Origin of the sequence: Chryseobacterium sp. RU37D, from assembly GCF_900156075.1 — a bacterium.
Lineage (GTDB): Bacteria > Bacteroidota > Bacteroidia > Flavobacteriales > Weeksellaceae > Chryseobacterium.
The window spans coordinates 21261-38599 of record NZ_FTMM01000021.1 but is presented as its reverse complement, the minus strand read 5'-3'; the positions used below and the strand labels follow the sequence as shown (position 1 = coordinate 38599).

14 protein-coding genes are annotated in these 17339 nt (G+C 32.6%); 3 read left to right on the top strand and 11 right to left on the bottom strand.

What is annotated here, in order from left to right:
* Positions 1–5: 5 nt before the first annotated feature.
* On the bottom strand, positions 6–1085 hold the full coding sequence (locus tag BW926_RS10745; RefSeq protein WP_076446991.1) for an efflux RND transporter periplasmic adaptor subunit: 1080 nt from the start codon (positions 1083–1085) through the stop codon (positions 6–8).
* Positions 1086–1232: 147 nt separating this feature from the next.
* Positions 1233–1625: a hypothetical protein gene (locus BW926_RS10740; protein WP_076446990.1), complete on the bottom strand. Its 393-nt coding sequence runs from the start codon at positions 1623–1625 to the stop codon at positions 1233–1235.
* A gap of 947 nt (positions 1626–2572) precedes the next feature.
* Here BW926_RS10740 and BW926_RS10730 point away from each other — a divergent pair.
* Positions 2573–2968, top strand: a complete 396-nt coding sequence (locus BW926_RS10730; protein ID WP_076446987.1) for a hypothetical protein — start codon at positions 2573–2575, stop codon at positions 2966–2968.
* 205 nt (positions 2969–3173) lie between these two features.
* On the opposite strand, the gene BW926_RS10725 is transcribed toward BW926_RS10730, so the two are convergent.
* Genes BW926_RS10725 through BW926_RS10715 form a run of 3 tightly spaced genes read right to left on the bottom strand, consistent with a single transcriptional unit; the run spans position 3174 to position 7007 of the window.
* On the bottom strand, positions 3174–3431 hold the full coding sequence (locus BW926_RS10725) for a SemiSWEET transporter (protein ID WP_076446985.1): 258 nt from the start codon (positions 3429–3431) through the stop codon (positions 3174–3176).
* A gap of 59 nt (positions 3432–3490) precedes the next feature.
* Positions 3491–5299 (bottom strand): helix-turn-helix domain-containing protein, encoded by a 1809-nt coding sequence (locus tag BW926_RS10720; RefSeq protein WP_083672306.1) that lies wholly within the window; start codon positions 5297–5299, stop codon positions 3491–3493.
* Position 5300: 1 nt separating this feature from the next.
* Positions 5301–7007, bottom strand: a complete 1707-nt coding sequence (locus BW926_RS10715) for a hypothetical protein (RefSeq protein ID WP_076446984.1) — start codon at positions 7005–7007, stop codon at positions 5301–5303.
* Positions 7008–7560: 553 nt separating this feature from the next.
* Here BW926_RS10715 and BW926_RS10710 point away from each other — a divergent pair.
* Positions 7561–8028, top strand: a complete 468-nt coding sequence (locus BW926_RS10710; protein ID WP_076446982.1) for a transposase — start codon at positions 7561–7563, stop codon at positions 8026–8028.
* A gap of 16 nt (positions 8029–8044) precedes the next feature.
* Positions 8045–8389 (top strand): transposase, encoded by a 345-nt coding sequence (locus tag BW926_RS10705; RefSeq protein WP_076446980.1) that lies wholly within the window; start codon positions 8045–8047, stop codon positions 8387–8389.
* Positions 8390–9508: 1119 nt separating this feature from the next.
* Here the strand turns inward: BW926_RS10705 and BW926_RS10700 are convergent.
* From BW926_RS10700 to glmS, 6 genes are all read right to left on the bottom strand, one after another.
* Complete coding sequence (locus BW926_RS10700) at positions 9509–10543, bottom strand: NAD(P)/FAD-dependent oxidoreductase (RefSeq protein WP_076446978.1); 1035 nt, start codon at positions 10541–10543, stop codon at positions 9509–9511.
* A 54-nt stretch (positions 10544–10597) separates the two neighbouring features.
* Complete coding sequence (gldN, locus tag BW926_RS10695) at positions 10598–11536, bottom strand: type IX secretion system ring subunit PorN/GldN (protein WP_076446977.1); 939 nt, start codon at positions 11534–11536, stop codon at positions 10598–10600.
* Positions 11537–11552: 16 nt separating this feature from the next.
* A complete protein-coding gene (locus tag BW926_RS10690) occupies positions 11553–13145 on the bottom strand; it encodes a type IX secretion system motor protein PorM/GldM (protein WP_076446975.1) in 1593 nt (530 codons plus the stop codon).
* Positions 13146–13197: 52 nt separating this feature from the next.
* Complete coding sequence (gldL, locus tag BW926_RS10685; protein WP_076446974.1) at positions 13198–13887, bottom strand: type IX secretion system motor protein PorL/GldL; 690 nt, start codon at positions 13885–13887, stop codon at positions 13198–13200.
* Between the two features lie 61 nt (positions 13888–13948).
* On the bottom strand, positions 13949–15367 hold the full coding sequence (gene gldK / locus BW926_RS10680) for a T9SS ring complex lipoprotein PorK/GldK (protein WP_076446972.1): 1419 nt from the start codon (positions 15365–15367) through the stop codon (positions 13949–13951).
* A gap of 108 nt (positions 15368–15475) precedes the next feature.
* On the bottom strand, positions 15476–17329 hold the full coding sequence (glmS, locus tag BW926_RS10675; RefSeq protein WP_076446971.1) for a glutamine--fructose-6-phosphate transaminase (isomerizing): 1854 nt from the start codon (positions 17327–17329) through the stop codon (positions 15476–15478).
* Between the last annotated feature and the right edge of the window lie 10 nt (positions 17330–17339).

Below are 17339 nucleotides of genomic sequence, written 5' to 3'. Positions count from 1 at the left end.
GAGTCCTACTCTGCTTTTAATTTTAATGATTGAAGAACTTTTTTCGGATCTTGAGCTTTAACTTGAACTTTTTGATCGTCTTTCACTTTCTGAACTCCTTCTAACAAGATTTTGTCACCGGTTGCTAATCCTGAACCTACCACATAAACATCCGGAAGCTCATAAGCCACTTTAATATTTCTGGATTTTACCACTCCGTTATTTCCAACTACGAAAACATATTTCTGATCCTGAATTTCGTACGTTGCTTTTTGAGGAATAATTAAAGCATTCTTCAAAGGTAAAGTCATTTTTACTTTTCCGGTTTCTCCGTTTCTTAATAATTTTGCGGGATTCGGGAACTTAGCTCTGAAGGCTATATTTCCCGTTTCGCTGTCGAATTCACCTTCAATAGTCTGAACCTCTCCTTTTTGAGGGAAAAGATCTCCGTTTGCCATCACCAAAGAAACCTGATTGCTTCCCCTTGATGCCGCATTTGTCTGATAGGATAGATATTCCGGCTCGGAAACGTTGAAATAAGTGTAAACATCGTTGTTATCAGAAAGTGACGTCAAAAGGTCTCCTTCATCAACCAAACTTCCTAATTTCAATGGTAATCTGTTGATGATTCCTGAAAAGGGAGCTCTGATGTTTGTAAATGATAAATGCGTCTGAGCCAGATTTGCTTCTGCATTAGCTGCATCTAATTTAGCTTTAGCCATTGCTTTTTCGTTTTTAGAAACGATGTTATTGTTGGCTAATGTACTTGCATTTTTCAATTCGATTGTAGCTTGTGCTACTTCAGCTTGTGCTTTTAGTAATTCTGCCTGATAAAGTTTGGGCATAATTTGGAACAACACCTGCCCTTGATGAACGTACTGACCTTCGTCTACATAGATTTTCTCAAGAAAACCTTTCTCCTGTGCACGAACTTCGATGTTCTTTACAGATCTGATCTGTGCTACATATTCTTTATTAATTACTGTATCCATCACTACTGGAGTGGTAACCGGATAAACTGCAGCTTCTTCTTTTTCTTCTTTTTTCTTGTTACAGCTGAACAATAAAAGGCTGCTTAGCGCAATGCTTGCGACAACTCTTTTCATCATAATCTAGAGTTTATATAAATCGTTAATGTTTTAATTGAAAAAATGGTAATAGAAAATGGTTACGACGTGATGATTACCTACAGCCACAACGCAGCAGCTTTCCCGCCAAATAATCAGCAGAAAAACATATCAGAAAGAAATTTTCTATATTCTGATAGAACAAATCAGAATGAATCTTTTAACAGTAGAAAATTTGGATAGAAAGCCATGAATAGTTGGCTTTAATTTTTTAAAACTTTTTAGCCCAAAAATATATACTAATGAGAAAACACTTGCAAAAACCACAATTATTTGCAAGGTATCCGACAAGTGAAAATCATCTTCGGTAAACTCTAATGAGTAGGCATTTCCCAAGTCATCAGAAGACTGTTGTATGGATAGCTTTTCGTAGGTTTGATTAAGTCGGTTTGCCCTTTTAGGTAAATTATGAGAATTATGACTGGTATAATCGTTTCTTAATGTTTTAACACTGATTTTGCTTTCCACTACGAATAGAAGAAAAAGGCTTGTTAAAAAATATACTATATAATTTCTCATTTTGCAATTGCAAATGTAGGTTTTAGTTTGAATACATTTCTAAACAATTTCATACTAAATTATATATATTAACAATATTTAACGCTCCTTTAAATAAGCTGAAAAGTTTTAATTAGGTATTTTACAACACATCAAAATTAAGATTTTGGATATATTCAGAAAACGTAACGCCCTCAATTTGTTTGAAAACCCTATTGAAAGTTGATTATTTTGAAAATCCCGAAGCTGTATAAATATACATTAATGTGATTTTATTCAGATCATTTTCCTTGGTCATTTTTTTAACATTACTTACCCTGTATGTGTTCAAGTAATAATTAAGGTTGACATAACCATTCAGCTTAATTGCTTTGCAAATATAAAAAATGGTGATGTTAAGAATAGTTTCCAAAATAGATATTCTAAAATGTGTTTCCTTAAAATAAGATTCATCTTCTATAGTATTTTGAATAGATTAGATAATGGCTCCGTAAGAATCTAAAAACATGTCAATATAGTAAGGGAATAATTACTCTCTTTTCTCATAAATTAAACTAATTTTTTCCTTAAAAAAAAGCAGAATAACAATATAATATAAATTTTGCTATTCCTTTAAATTTATAATTTTAACACATTCACTATTAGCTATTTTTATAAAAAAGAATTTTCAGTACTTTTGCCGAAAATTTAAAAGATGAAAAAATATAAAGGAAGGTTTAAAATTGAACAGGTCGATATTGGGCAATTTATTCCTAAAAAATTTGAAATATCTCATTACTGCATCAAAAATAAAATATAACTCAAACTATTTTCATGATTTTTCGGAGCATATAGCCGATTACTTTTTTAAAATTATAGAGATTTTTGTTTAATTTATCCAAAATTAACATAACATAATTAAAAATATTTGTACTTTTATAAAATATTAATATAAAAATTCATGAAACACTTTAAAATCACTTATCACTATGAAAAAATTATTCCACCTCAGCATTTTCACTGTCATATTGGCCTGTTTAACAGCGTGTAAGCATCAGGGGAAAGAAGAAATTGCATTGCAGAACATAGCAATAGAGCATAACAATACTGATAAAATCACAAAAAATATCTATACAGATGAGTATGGAGACCAATTGGAAGTAACTATAAACAAAACTCAAAATACAACAATAATACGACTGAACGGAAAAACATATGAACTGAAAAAAAACGAAGAAATGCCGGAATATACCGCCGGGGATGCAGAATACCAGTATTCTAATATTAGAGGAGATATTACTTTCCTCAAAAAAGATTACAATATGGTACTTTTTCATCATAAAGAAAAAACTTCTTCACCAAACACCAAAATGGCTTCTTATTAAAGAGAATCAAACACCAAAACAAAAGACTATGAAAAATTACTGACCTACTTCACCTAATTATTTATGATTATTCTAATAGGTCCATGTATAAGTCAATATGTTCCGGTTTTTTAAGAAACACATCAACATAAATGCAAGCGCTTTTACTTTTTGTGAAAGCGCTTTTTTATTTATTACACGTAAAAAAGCGAAAGGAAGAATCTTCTTAAGACTTTTTAAAAATAAAAAAACAGATCAGGAGCGTAATATTGACAAGAACAGCAATAGCATTGGATAAAATAATCGGTAATTCATCTTTCAGAAAACCGTACCAAATCCACAACGACAAACCCGTGATAAGTACAAAAAGCATAACCAAAGAAAGATTCTCAGCATCTTTTTCCTTGATCACTTTTACCACCTGTGGTATCATGGAAATTGAAGTAAGGATTCCGGCAATGATGCCTAACAGGTTTTCGTTCATACTACTTATTCTTACATGAAGATAAGAAATTCTGCATTATTACGGGCAGAATGAGCCATCTATTTTATTGTATTTAAAAACGAATTCAGATCCTGATCTTTTTCAAGACCTATTTTTGTTTTTATTTTAGTCTTGTATACCCTTACGCTTCCAGGAGTGATATTTTCCAGAAGGGAAATCTCTTTAGAATTAAGACTCATCCTGAAGTAAATACAAAGCTTGAGCTCACTTTCTGATAAAGATGGATATTTTTCTGATAAATATTCTATAAACTGCTCATTTTCTGTTGTAATTTCATTTGTGGGTTTATAATTTTTATCATCTATAAACAACAGGCTGCTCACTTTAAAAAGAAGATCCTTTATCGTTTCATGAGAATTGGCATTATTGTTTTTTTTAACTTTTTTTAGATTTTCAAGAAAAGCTTTTTCGGCTTCTATTTTCAGATTGAGGTTCATGTGAAGATCTTTGATCTTATCCTTTTGCTGTTCAATATCATGCTCAAGATTTGTCCTACTGTTTTCAAGAATGGCATTCTGATATTGAAGCTTTATTTTTTCTCTGAGGTTTCTTTTTTTAATTTTAAAAATAATATTCACAAAAGCCGATGCTACAAGCAATGTTATAATAGATAAAAATATATTTTTCCTTTTTTCGTCTTTTACTTTAAAATTATATTTTTCATTAATGTTCTTAATAATATATCCGTTTAGGACATCGGAAATATAATCAATCTTTGTGCTGATTTCTTTATTATAATCCTGATCGAGCGCATTCAGTCGGCTGGAATATAATTTCATTTTCTCAAGATCATTTTTCTCGGAATAATATTTTTGCAGTATCCTATTGACAATTATTTTTGTTTTTATTCCCTTTACATCTTCTTTTATAAGAAGCAGAAAATTCATAATTTCATTCTCTTTTTCCTTAGCATTGGTAATCTTATACACGTCCAGAAGATCCCGAAGACTTCCGACAATTCTCCCGGTACGATCCTTTGACTGCACATCAAAATTAAATTTCTCAATAAAATATTTTTCTGCCAGCGGGTAATTTTTCTTATCAAAATACAAGACCCCTAAGTTTCCTTTCATCACATAAAGAAAATGCAATTCTTCATCATTAAGCCTTTTTTGTTGCCCAAGAAAATTAATGGCATATTGAATATTGCTGATTCCTCGTTCGTAATCTTGTGTTCCTTCATCACACATTCCCAAGTTATTATACATAGATGCAATGTGCAGAGTATCCGTTTTTTTAAATGTATTTAGTGCTTTAATAAAATATTTTCTTGCTGAGTCAAAATCTTTTTTAGAATCCTTAAAATTCTTATTATAAGCATTAGAAAAACTTCCTCTTTCATGATAAACACTACCCTTTGCATGATAGACATGAGGTAAAAAATAATCCGTTTTTGTTTTTTCTTCAATTTTTATAGCATCGTCAAAAAAATCTATGGCGAGTTTCGGGGAAGAGTTTTCTATTTTAAGCCCGAGAAAATAATTTCCAGCCACTGTAACATACTTATAGTGGCCGTCATTTAGCTTTAATAGTTCATATATAATAGCAATATTTTTAAGGTCATCATCCTGATACAGGAAAGTTTCTGCATACTTACTGCTTATAAGAAACTTTTGATCGTTAGATTTTTTATATTTCTGTAATTCTCTCTGATTAATTTTTTTAATCTGATCTGGAGTTTTAGCATTAGAAAGCTCTTTATCTATTTTCACAAAATAAATGCTGTCATCTTTATTTTTATTGCAAGAGAAAAAGATGAATAACAAACACACCGGGCCTAGAATAATAACTCTTGAAACCGTATCCCAACTTACTCTGGTGGAAAAAATATGTCTTTTATAATTCATTTTATTTTATTGTATTAAGAAAAACGACAAGATCTTCTTCTTTACCAAGACCAAGCTTAGCTTTTATTTTAGTTTTATAAACCCTTACGCTTCCAGGTGTAATGTTTTCTAAAAGTGAAATTTCTTTTGACGACAAATTCAGTCTGAAATAAGCACAAAGCTTGAGATCCTGCTCGGAAAGAAAAGGAAAAATCCCCGAAAGCTTTTCCATAAATTCTTTATTCTCCGCTGAACTTTCGTTCACTGTATTTTTTTCGTCAATCTGCAGAAGATTATTGATTTTAAAAAAGAGATCTTTTACGGTTTCTTCTGCATCAATATTTTTAGATTTTTTTATTTTTTTAAGATTTTCGAGAAAGGCTTTTTCTGTTTCTATCTTCAGATTGAGATTCATATGAAGATTTTTTATTTTGCCTCTCTGCAGTAATATATCCTTCTCCAGAATCTCTCTATTGCTTTCAAGGAGTAAATTCATCTGCTCTAGATTTTCCTTTTCCTGTGTATTTTTTTCCCTTATTTTAATAATAATATTAAAGAAAATAATAATTATTATGAGAACGAAAATCATAAGAAATACTCCTTTCCTTTTTTGGTCTTTTATTGCAAAATCATATTTTTGATTAATGTTTTTGATGATGTAACCATTCAGTACATCAGAGACATTATCAAGCTCTTTGGTGATTTCTATATTGTATTTGATATTCAGTTTTACAAGTTCATCGGAATATTTTTTAAGCTCTTTAATATTGTTAGTCTTTGCAAAATACTTCTGCAGAAGCCTGTAAGCCAGTATTTTATTCTTCGTATCCGTAAGATTGGGTACAATTTTAATGATCAAATCAGCAAGGTATCTCTCTTTATCAGGCTGGTTTGTGATGAGGTACAGCTTAAAAAGCTCATCAGAATTACGAACAATATTATATTGGAACTTTTTTGTTTTAATCTGGAAATCAATCTGTTCAGCAAAATATTTTTCCGCTTTATCATAATCTTTCTTTTGGAAATAATACCATCCAAGATTTCCGATCATTACATGAAGAAAAAAATCTTCGTATTCATTGAGCTTTTTTTTACTGCGGAGAAGATTAATCCCATATTGGACCATTTTAATACTTCCGTCATAATCTTTCATTTTGGCTTTGCACATCCCAAAATTATTATACATGGAAGCTACATATAATTTATCCGCTTTTTTGAAAACACTCACTGATTTTTTAAAATAAATCTGCGCTTGAGAATAGTTTTGATGCTCAAAATACCACCTTCCCTTTGCATGATACAGATGAGGAAGATAATAATGGTTTTCTTTTTTTTCATCAAGTTTTATAGCTTCATTCAGAAACTGGAGAGAGAGTTTTGGTGAGCTATCTTCTATTTCCAGGGCAAGAAAAAAGTTACATGCCACAGTAATAAAATCATTCTGATCATCATTTATCCTTAAAAGCTCATAAATAACAGATATTTTTTTAGGTTCGTTTTCTTTATACAATGAAGATTCAACATACTTACTGCTTAAAAGGTATTTAATATTGCCGGTTGTATGATATTTTTTAAGTTCTTTTTTATAAATGGCTGAAACTTTGGTCATATCCTGATTCACGGCCGTTACTTCTTTATCAATATCACGGAAATATTCATTGTCATTTTCGGAATGACAAGAATTAAGCAGAAATAATGAAATCAGCAGAAAAATTAATGCGCGAATCATATTCCAATTTAGAAAAAAAAAGCATCGAAAGAAAGATCACCGTTTAACATTAAACAAATTTTCATATCTGTTCAAAATAATCAACAATAAACAAACAATCAAATTAAAAAAATAAATATCATTACTAATATTACTTTATTTTTAGGAAGATTCAATCAGGCAGTTTTGAAGGAAAAGATTAAAAATAAGGTCTTATTTTTCTAAATTAAGAGAAGATGAAGTGATGGATAAATGATTTTTTATTCAAAAAAAGTGCTTAACAAATCAATTAAAAACAGATTAAAAAAACAAGTTAAACATGATTAAAAAAATTACATCCTTTAATCTTTACTTTTTTTAGATAAATTTTAAAAGTATTTAAAATTAACACATATTAAAAATTAAACAATTGATTTTCAAAAATATAACACTCCAACAATTAACACTTAATTGCGCGAAAAGACCAATACATTAACACCAATTAACACCAAAAAATTTCGATCTCAGTTTCACACCCATTAGATTTGCTTAAACAATTTCGCGAAAGTTTATTCTAACTCTAAAAAAAATTGTTATGAAATCTTTTAAAAACATAAATGCAGGAGCTTTAATAAAGCTAAGATTTGAAGAGTCCGAAATGGAAATCTCTAGAGTATGTAATTTTTTTAATTGCTCAGAAGATGAAATTGAAAAAATGTTTGAATCAAAAAGTCTGGATACTGATATTTTATTAAAGTGGAGTAAATTATTAGAGTATGATTTTTTCAGAGTTTATTCTCAGCACTTAATATTATTCTCGCCTCAAAGCAATGCTTACAGCAGTAATAAAGAGAAGTCCAGCAACCTACCGCAATTTAGAAAAAATATTTATACAAAAGAAGTTATAGATTTTATTACAGGGCTCATCATCTCCGGAGAAAAAAATATCGGTCAGGTTGTAGAAAAATATTGTATCCCAAAAACAACACTTCACAGATGGATTGTAAAATACAACAATCATGATAAAAGGCTACATAAAGAATATATAACATCAAATCATTAACTATAAATTCATTGTTATGCAACGCAAACAACCAAACTACAGACTTATTTATAACGATATCATCAATATTAAGTGCCCTGGAAAAAAGGAAGAATGCAGCCCTATCCTTAATAAGGAAGTCATTTCAATTCTGGATGTAATAAGGCTTAATCTAATCATTTTCGGGATTAAAGATAAAGAAACCCAGACGTTTAATCAGAAGCACAGATCTTACGATGAGAGTACGATCATTGAAATTCTTGATTATCAGCTAAAAAATAATTTGAATAATACTCAGCTGGCTAATCATTTCAAGCTCAGCAGAAATACCGTAACGAAATGGAAAAAACACTTTAAAAATCGGCATTTACATTCCGCTTAAGGTTAAAAAAACAATAAAAAAACACAGTTAATATAGTTTCAACATTCATAAGATTATTGGTTTTTAAGATATTTTGACTGGCTCGAAATGATTAGCCATTCTGAAAATTATCTATAATTTTTCCTGAATACGAAATAGTTCCCAAATAGACAATGCAGTTTGAAAATCTGGAATTATTGCCCAATAATATAGTATTAGCAAGCCTTATTGGATGTAAATGCCTTTAAAAGAACAGCGTTCATACAGTATATACGTGGAATAGGATTAGCAAAATAGCCAATTGTAGAAGTTCATCCCAATCTAATATTGGCTATTTGCACCTATTATAAATTAGAAGTTTCTCATAAGTTTTTTATATAGTGCATGAATAGGATAGGAAGTTAAAATGTGCATCCTAAACACTTCCTTCCTATTCTTTTAAAAATTAATTAAAATAAATCTCATAATAAGTAAAGTGTGTTTACAGGACTGCAAACACTGAACATAAAAAGCATGTTTGCAGCCTGTTTTTATCAGAAACCAAATCATTCATATATCTTCATAGTATTAAGTAAGTGGAAATAGGAAAGCAAATCATAGTTTATTTGCTTCCTATTTTTAAAAAGAAAGTTAGAACTTTCATTACACTGTCAATTTTGTTTACTCCTGGCAATAGATTCATTATCAAAGTTAATAAACTCATTCTTTTTGTTGTGTTTTTGTTTTATTGCCCTATTAAGTTTCTGCAAATGCAGAAACTTTTTAGTTATATTCACCACTACCTTTATTAATTATTTTAAAATTTCTCAAAAAATAATTATTGAAACAATGTACGAAATCAATGAGCTTAAAAGCAAGCTTAATATGGCTTTTGCAGAACTGTCTAAGCTTGGAAGTAGAAGTAGGAAAGCAAATATTTAATGTAAAGACTCATCCCTTTTTGTATTAATATTTGGTTCCTCTTTTTAAGGAATAAAAAAATTTTCCAAAAAAAGGTTAAAGTAATGTTTCAGTGCTTAAATCATACTTCTTTTAAAAAGAAAAGACTATTGTTTAACAACTCCATATTTTAAATCCGATGAGTTTGTAATTTTTTCTGACAAGAGACACTCTTAAAAATTTTTTACAGTCTGCTTTCCTTTATTTAAACCTCTCCAGAGAAACTTCCTCACGCAAAGGAATCCCCTTTTCTATAAAATCGTATAAGCTTTTAGAAAAAAAACATCCATTAAGAATTCCCCTTGCTCCCAGACCATTAAAAACGTACAGATTGCAAACTTCCGGGTGCCTTCCAATGATGGGTCGTCTGTCTTTTACTGTAGGCCTGAATCCAAAATCTACTTCTTTCACATCAAAATCATAAGAATAAAACTCTGACAGCCCATTGACCAGTTGCTCTACAGCAGAATCATCAATATGGCTGTGAATCTGTTCTCTGTCATAAGTTCCACCATAGAAATACAAACCTTCATTAGTTGGAAAAAGAAAATGCTTCTTTTTAATTGTAATATTTGCCGGCAATGTTTTAGAAAGTTTTACTTTAATATGATGTCCTTTATTTGCATTTACAGGAATATAAGAGAAATAGGGATTCTCTTTTACACCCATACCTTCACAAAATACAATATATTTGAAGATAAAATTTTTATACGTGGAATCTGCAGTACTTATTTCGGCATAATCGAATTTTTCGTTAATAAGCAGTCCTTTATTAATTAAAAAATCGAATAACCCATTAAAAAATCCATTAACATCTAGTCTGGCTGACTGATTTACCTTTCCTGAATTAAAATCGTTTTTTACTACATTTAAATGAACAAAATTTTTGTCTAAAAAATGGGTTAATTCATCATTATCACTTTTTTTTAACCAAAGCTTTTGCTCGTTCTCATCATGAAAAATCCTATGAATTGGGGCTTCAATTAAATAATTTTTCCCAGTATAGGATTCTATTTCCTGTACTGAAGATTTTAGAAAATCTATCTGCTCCTGAGCTTGCCAGAAAGTAGTAAATTTTTTCAGCACAACAGGATTAATGATTCCCGCAGAAACCTGAGAGGCGCTTTTCCTGCCTTCAGAAAAAATGACAAAAGATTTATTATTTTTAATAAGCTGATGTGCGAAAAACAGTGCCGCATATCCATCTCCTACGATCATATAATCTACATTTTCCATAATAAAAAAACCTGAGTAAAAATACTCAGGTTTTCTATAACTATCAAGTGAAATTTAGTAATTCCACATATCATTTTCCATTTGAAGGATCTCACCTTTGATTCTGTCACTTTCTTCAAGTTGTTCATCAGCATCTCTTGGGATGTAGTCTTTGATAACTCCATCTCCTAATCCTGTTGAAGATTTGAAGATTACAGAAGAGAATCTTCTTGCATTGATTAAATCGTCGAAAGATAGATCTGCAGAGGTATTCTTTCTGTTGTATACGAAGTTGTTAGCCAAAATATCTCTTGCATTCGGATAATATACCCAGAATAAGTCGATCAAATCACTAGCTCCTTCAATCGGCTGCCCATCAGGACCTACTCTACCGATCATCTGTGGATCTGGGCCCATTGCTGCAATACCTAAAGGTCTGTACTTCATAGCTCCGTCTCTCTTGTCGATGAACCACATACCGAATACTTTAAGAACTCTTACTTTATCTGTAGTCGTTTCGTAAACGTCGGTAAGCTCTTTTTTCTCCTGCTCAGTCAATTGACGCCCGCTATTCAGGATATTTACTGCTTCATCATCAACACGTACACTTACTAATCTATCCTTAATCTGCTGAGGAGTAAGTCTTGTAACAAAATTCTCATCGTCATAAACTTCTTTGATCTCACCGCTTAAAGCTCCATCTAATAAAAGCTTGTATAGAGATTTAGTCTCCGAAGACAATAAACCGTCAGGATTGTTATAATAGAAAGGTTGGTTGATCTTGTCATTCATATCAATAACCTCCCAAACGAACATACTCTTAAGGATATCTTTTTCATCAACAAATCCGTATTCCAAAGGCTTTACTTTTTTATCGATAATAGTATCCCCTACTTTCATTTTGTTTTCAGCTCTCATTTTTCTGAATTCCTCCGGAGAAGAAGCATTCAGGATAGTTTGGGAAAATATGAATCCCGAAACCAACACTAAAAAACTGCTAATATATTTTTTCATAATATTCTAATTAGTTTTATTGGATATTAATTAAAACAGGTGAAATATTTCCAATCCTCTGATCTCCTAAACCAGTAGCGGTAGCTTTAATATCAAATATGTACACCCCATCTCCAGGCCTTAGGTTTCTGAACATTCCAGCCGCTGCACTCAGGGAATTTCCTTGAATTTGTAATGCCGCTCTACCAGGTACTCTTACCATGAAAGAAGTAACTTGGAAAGATACCGGAAAATCAAAGTCAGGAATCACAGCTGATAATGACTGGTTCTCAACAGATGAAGCCGGCATTGGTAAAATATTTTTACCTCTGATTTGTCCTTGTGGCGGCGGTACATTCTTGATTCTGTATTCAAACACCTGAGATAAAGACTTACCATAAGGGTCAGTTCCAGATAGAGTAATCTTAAGGGTTGTTCCTGCACCTGGCTTAATATTCCACTTACCAGGACCTGTACTCTTCACTGCTGCTCCAGGAGCAGATAATGAAAGTTTAGAGTTATCAGCCCCTAAAATAGAACCTGAAACCGGGTTATCAAGACCTCTATACATTACATTCATCTTATCAGCAGAAAGTAATAATCCTTTTTGAAGCTTTACTTCCTGAGGGCCTGCAATTACATTATAAGTATGCGTGAATGGGAAGCTTTGGGCCTTACCAGAAGCATCTGTCAATGTAATATTTCCACTCAATGTATGTTCACCTATTCCGCTTGTATTAAGTGTTGCATAACCTTTACCATTTTCTTGTCTGCTTACACCAGAAATATTAATCTTATTACTTGTAGAATAGTTTCCTAACATTATCACAGCTTCAGCAGGTTTACCAGCAACAACGTCTACAGGAGCAGATACAATTGCTTCGTAGCTTGAGAATTTGATACTTGCGTCAACTTTCTCTTGTAACAATAATGCTAGTGCATCAGACTGTACATTTCTCGCGTCATTCTGAATAATTTCAAGATTAGACAATGCAGCTATTAAAGGCTGATGGTAGAATTTATTCTGTAACCAAGTCTTATTATTTGGAGATTGTCCTTTTGCATATTCAGCAATTAATGATTTGTTTGCTCTATCAACTAAATCTTTCAATTGAGGATTGCTCCCGAAAGTAGTATTAATAAAGTTTCTTACATCATCAATTTTAGTTTTCAAATCTGTAGCTCCTTTTGATGCAGAGTTTTCATCTCCATCTTTAAAGAAATATTTTGTAGTAGCTTCATTATTGTTAAGCGCCGAGAAATTCTCGCTTACATCAACAAGTTTTCCTGTTTTGGGATTTTTATCTACAAATTCAGATTCTTTCTTTAATTTAGCTTTGATCTGATCGGCGTGTGCTACCAGATCGTTAATCTTTTCTTTTAACTGCTTGTATTGAGCCCAAGGCTGAGAGTACGTATCCGGTACCTGCTGTGCCTTAGCTTCAAGAGTTTTCTCGAAAATATCTTCATTTTTTCTTTCAGTTAATAATCGAGTCTCTTTTAAAGCAACTGTAGAGTCATAATATGATCTAATGATTTCCGCATCAATATTTAGGGCCATCATAGCAATGAACACCAAATACATCAAGTTGATCATCTTCTGACGAGGTGTCTGTTTTCCTTGTGCCATTCTCTTTTCTTTGTTTTTTGATTAAGTTGTTAAATTAGAAATGGTTAGGGAATTAAGACTTCATAGCAGTCAACATACTACCATAAACTCTGTTTAGGTTGTTTAAGTTTGATGTTAAACCTTGTAATTCTTGATTGAATTTTTCTGAGTGTTCAACAGATTTTTGCATATCTTCAACATACTTCTTAGCAAAATCAGACTGTCTTTGTCCGTTTTCTAACTGCATTGAATATAAAGCATTCATGCTTTCCATGTGCTGTGCAGCTCTGTTTAGCTGCTCATTATATTTATGAGTAGAAGCAGAAACGTCGACAGTTTGATTAATTTGATCAACTGAGCTAGAGAATTTATCAATTCCTGTTCTTAGTCTTTCAAATAACTGAACATCAAGTTTAGCATCCTGAAGCATTTTATCTAATTTTCCTGAAAGAGAATTTTCTAGTTCAGCAAAATGATCGATATTTTTAGAAGATACATTAGAATGTAATGGGTTTGGGTTTGCATGTTTATCTAATAGTTCCGGATAAACATTTTCCCAGGCATAAGACTCTTCAGTTTTTGGAGGGTCAAAAGCGAAGATGATGAAGATGATCGCTTCTGTGATAAGTCCCACGGTAAGAGCTACGTTACCTGTAATAGGCCCGATATTAATGTGAGTAATTTTAAGCCAAGCTCCAAGAATTACAATTGCAGCACCGAATGAATAAAAGAAATTCATCCAAGCATCTTTAGTCTTAAACATATAAGTTAGTTTTTTAATGTTAAAATAAAATTGTTATTGAAAAAATAATAGTTTGATTGAATTATCTGTTAACTCTTCTTGGCTTAACAGCAGCTTCAGGGATATCCTGTACAGTTCTAAATCCGATATAGCTTCTTGCTGAATCTTTTCTTTCCCAATCTCTAGCACCTGTCATTAGCATATAGCCAACGTCTTTCCAAGAACCGCCTCTTACAGATTTTCTGGTATCAGTTTTATCCTTAATAGTTGGGTTTAGTGTAGATGCAAATCCGTAAGTAGAGTTGTTATATCCAGACTCTGTCCATTCAGAAACGTTTCCTGCCATATCAAATAATCCAAATCCATTTTTCTTAAACTTCTTTACTGGAGCTGTATATGTATAAGTTCCTTTCTTATCGTCTTCCATGTAGTTACCTCTCTTAGGTTTGAAGTTGGCAAGGTAGCAACCTCGGTCATCCATTAGATATGGGCCACCCCAAGGATAAGTAGCATTTTCCATTCCACCTCTTGCAGCATATTCCCATTCGATTTCCGTAGGAAGTCTGAACTTCATTGGTCTTTGTTTTCTTCTTTTTAAGCTTTCGTTGTAATCAGATTTTAATTTTGATCTGAAGTTACAATAAGCTCTCGCCTGATCCCAAGTCACCCCTACAACAGGATAATCTTTGTAAGCCTTGTGCCAGAAATACTGCTCAAACAATGGCTCGTTGTATGCAAAATGGAAATCTTTTACCCAAACAGTTGTATCAGGATAGATGGCAATGCTTTCGCTTCTAAGGTAGTTTACACCTCTTTCTTTTTCAGCTAAAGCAACATCCATATCTCCCCATCTGTAAGTATATTTAAGCTTACTAACATCAAGGATTCTCTCATTACCAATTCTGGAAGAAGCTGGCAAATACATAGATTCTAAAACCTCAGCGTATTCTACATCAGGATATTTGGAAGTATTCCAGTTCAAAGGAACTTTCCAATCTAATCTTTTAGTTGGATCATAGGTTCCTTCTCCTCCTCCTCCTTGTCCCTCTAAATATTCTTGATATGGTGTCAAATTTTCTTCTTTTTGAGCTAGATAAGCGTAATCTCCGATGCTTGTACCTTTACCTTTTCCTTCACCACCTTCTCCGGCAGCTTCAGCTAGAAGAGTTCTGGCAATAGAGTCTCTTACATAATTAATGAATACTCTGTATTCTGCATTAGTAGTTTCCGCTTCATCCATGAAGAAAGAAGAAACAGTAACAGTTTTAAGGTTTGCTTTTTCAGGAGTATTTGTAGGATCCTGATCAGCAAGACCAGCAACAAATGATCCTGCAGGAATTGCAACCATTCCGTATGGTCTCTCCGCTACAAACGATTTTGTTTTTTCTCTTGGTATCAATTCTCCTTTTGTTCCGGGTTTTCCTACTGAAGAAGATCCCCCACCTGAACAAGATACCGATGCTACCGACGCAGACAATAATAAAAGAAATATCCTTTTCATGTTAATTTTTATAATTAAGCCGTAAATATATAATTTTTTTAAGAAACTTTTAAGATTTTTTTTGAAATAACGGAAGAAATCTAAATTTATTTTATTTACAACAAATTTTTATTCTACAGTTACCGACTTTGCAAGGTTTCTTGGTTGGTCTACATTAGCTCCTCTGTACACAGCAATATAATATGCCAAAAGCTGTAAAGGCACTGATGCAACGATTGGCGAGAAACATTCTGCCGTTTCAGGAATCTCGATCACATAGTCTGCCATCGCACTTACCTGAGTATCTCCTTTATTTACAACAGCAATAATTTTCCCCTTTCTGGCTTTAATTTCCTGAACGTTGCTTACAATCTTATCATAATGTCCTTTTTTAGGAGCAATAATTACGATCGGCATATTTTCGTCAATTAATGCAATCGGGCCATGCTTCATTTCTGCAGCCGGGTATCCTTCAGCATGAATATATGAGATTTCCTTCAATTTTAATGCACCTTCCAGAGCTGCCGGATAATTGTATCCCCTTCCTAAATAAAGGAAGTTGGTAGCAGTCACGAAATCTTTTGCAATATTCTGCACTAATTCGTGTGTAGAGCTTAATACATCTTCAATTTTTTTAGGAATAGCATCTAATTCCGCGATAAGGCTCATGAAGTCTGCATTTCCTAGATTACCATTGTGCTTACCTAATTTGAAAGCAATCAAAGTAAGAATAGTAAGCTGTGCAGTGAAAGCTTTTGTAGAAGCTACCCCAATTTCAGGACCTGCGTGAGTATATGATCCTGCATCTGTGATTCTTGCAATGGAAGAATCAACCACGTTACAAATACCATAGATAAACGCTCCTTTTTCTTTAGCCAGCTTTAATGCTGCCATTGTATCAGCCGTTTCTCCAGACTGGGAAATGGCAATCACCACATCTTTATCCGTAATAATAGGATTTCTGTATCTGAATTCTGATGCATATTCTACTTCTACAGGAATTCTTGCATATTCTTCGATAAGATATTCCCCGATAAGACCTGCATGCCAAGAAGTTCCGCAGGCAATGATAATGATTCTGTTCGCATTTTTGAATCTCTCGATATGATCCCATATCCCTGCCATTTTGATCACTCCTTCATCTACAAGCAATCTTCCTCTCATGGTATCGTGAACGGATTTTGGCTGTTCGAAAATTTCTTTTAGCATGAAATGCTCGTAGCCTCCTTTTTCGATCTGTTCCAAGCTCAACTTAAGCTCCTGAATCTCAGGCTCAATCTTGGAATTATTATTAATTGTTCTGATGTCTACTCCATTTTCCAATGAAATAGTAGCCATATGGCCTTCTTCAAGATAAATAGCTTCTTTTGTAAATTCTACGAAAGGAGATGCATCTGAAGCTATAAAATATTCTTTATCACCAATTCCGATAGCCAAGGGAGAACCTAATCTTCCCACAACCAATACACCCGGATAATCTTCATGCATTACCGTAATGGCATAAGCTCCATATACCTCATTCAGGGCAAATCTTACTGATGTCGGGAAATCCGTCTCTGGATTCAAATCCATAAAATATTGGATTAGATTTACCAGAACTTCTGTATCCGTTTCAGATTTAAATGTAAATCCTTTGCCTGTAAGCATTTTCTTAATGGTATCATAATTTTCAATGATACCATTATGAACTAGGGCAATTTTATTATTGTTTGATAAATGCGGGTGAGAATTCCTGTCACTCGGAATCCCATGAGTTGCCCAACGGGTGTGTCCCATCCCGATTTTAGCAACTCCCTTCAACTTTCCAGAGATATTCACAAGATCATCTACTTTTCCTTTTGTTTTTTCAACCTCAAACTTATTGTTTGTGTCTTCCAAAACAATTCCAGCACTATCATACCCTCTGTATTCTAATCTTCTAAGACCATTAATTACAATATCGTAAGCGTCTTGAAAACCTGTATATCCAACTATTCCGCACATATATTATTAA

Coding starts and splice junctions, on each gene's coding strand:
- BW926_RS10710 (WP_076446982.1), top strand. CDS start 7,561: ATGAAATCTTTTAAAAACATAAATGCAGGAGCTTTAATAAAGCTAAGA.
- gldL (WP_076446974.1), bottom strand. CDS start 13,887: ATGTTTAAGACTAAAGATGCTTGGATGAATTTCTTTTATTCATTCGGT.
- gldN (WP_076446977.1), bottom strand. CDS start 11,536: ATGAAAAAATATATTAGCAGTTTTTTAGTGTTGGTTTCGGGATTCATA.
- BW926_RS10740 (WP_076446990.1), bottom strand. CDS start 1,625: ATGAGAAATTATATAGTATATTTTTTAACAAGCCTTTTTCTTCTATTC.
- BW926_RS10730 (WP_076446987.1), top strand. CDS start 2,573: ATGAAAAAATTATTCCACCTCAGCATTTTCACTGTCATATTGGCCTGT.
- BW926_RS10700 (WP_076446978.1), bottom strand. CDS start 10,543: ATGGAAAATGTAGATTATATGATCGTAGGAGATGGATATGCGGCACTG.
- BW926_RS10690 (WP_076446975.1), bottom strand. CDS start 13,145: ATGGCACAAGGAAAACAGACACCTCGTCAGAAGATGATCAACTTGATG.
- BW926_RS10705 (WP_076446980.1), top strand. CDS start 8,045: ATGCAACGCAAACAACCAAACTACAGACTTATTTATAACGATATCATC.
- gldK (WP_076446972.1), bottom strand. CDS start 15,367: ATGAAAAGGATATTTCTTTTATTATTGTCTGCGTCGGTAGCATCGGTA.
- BW926_RS10715 (WP_076446984.1), bottom strand. CDS start 7,007: ATGATTCGCGCATTAATTTTTCTGCTGATTTCATTATTTCTGCTTAAT.
- BW926_RS10745 (WP_076446991.1), bottom strand. CDS start 1,085: ATGAAAAGAGTTGTCGCAAGCATTGCGCTAAGCAGCCTTTTATTGTTC.
- BW926_RS10720 (WP_083672306.1), bottom strand. CDS start 5,299: ATGAATTATAAAAGACATATTTTTTCCACCAGAGTAAGTTGGGATACG.
- BW926_RS10725 (WP_076446985.1), bottom strand. CDS start 3,431: ATGAACGAAAACCTGTTAGGCATCATTGCCGGAATCCTTACTTCAATT.
- glmS (WP_076446971.1), bottom strand. CDS start 17,329: ATGTGCGGAATAGTTGGATATACAGGTTTTCAAGACGCTTACGATATT.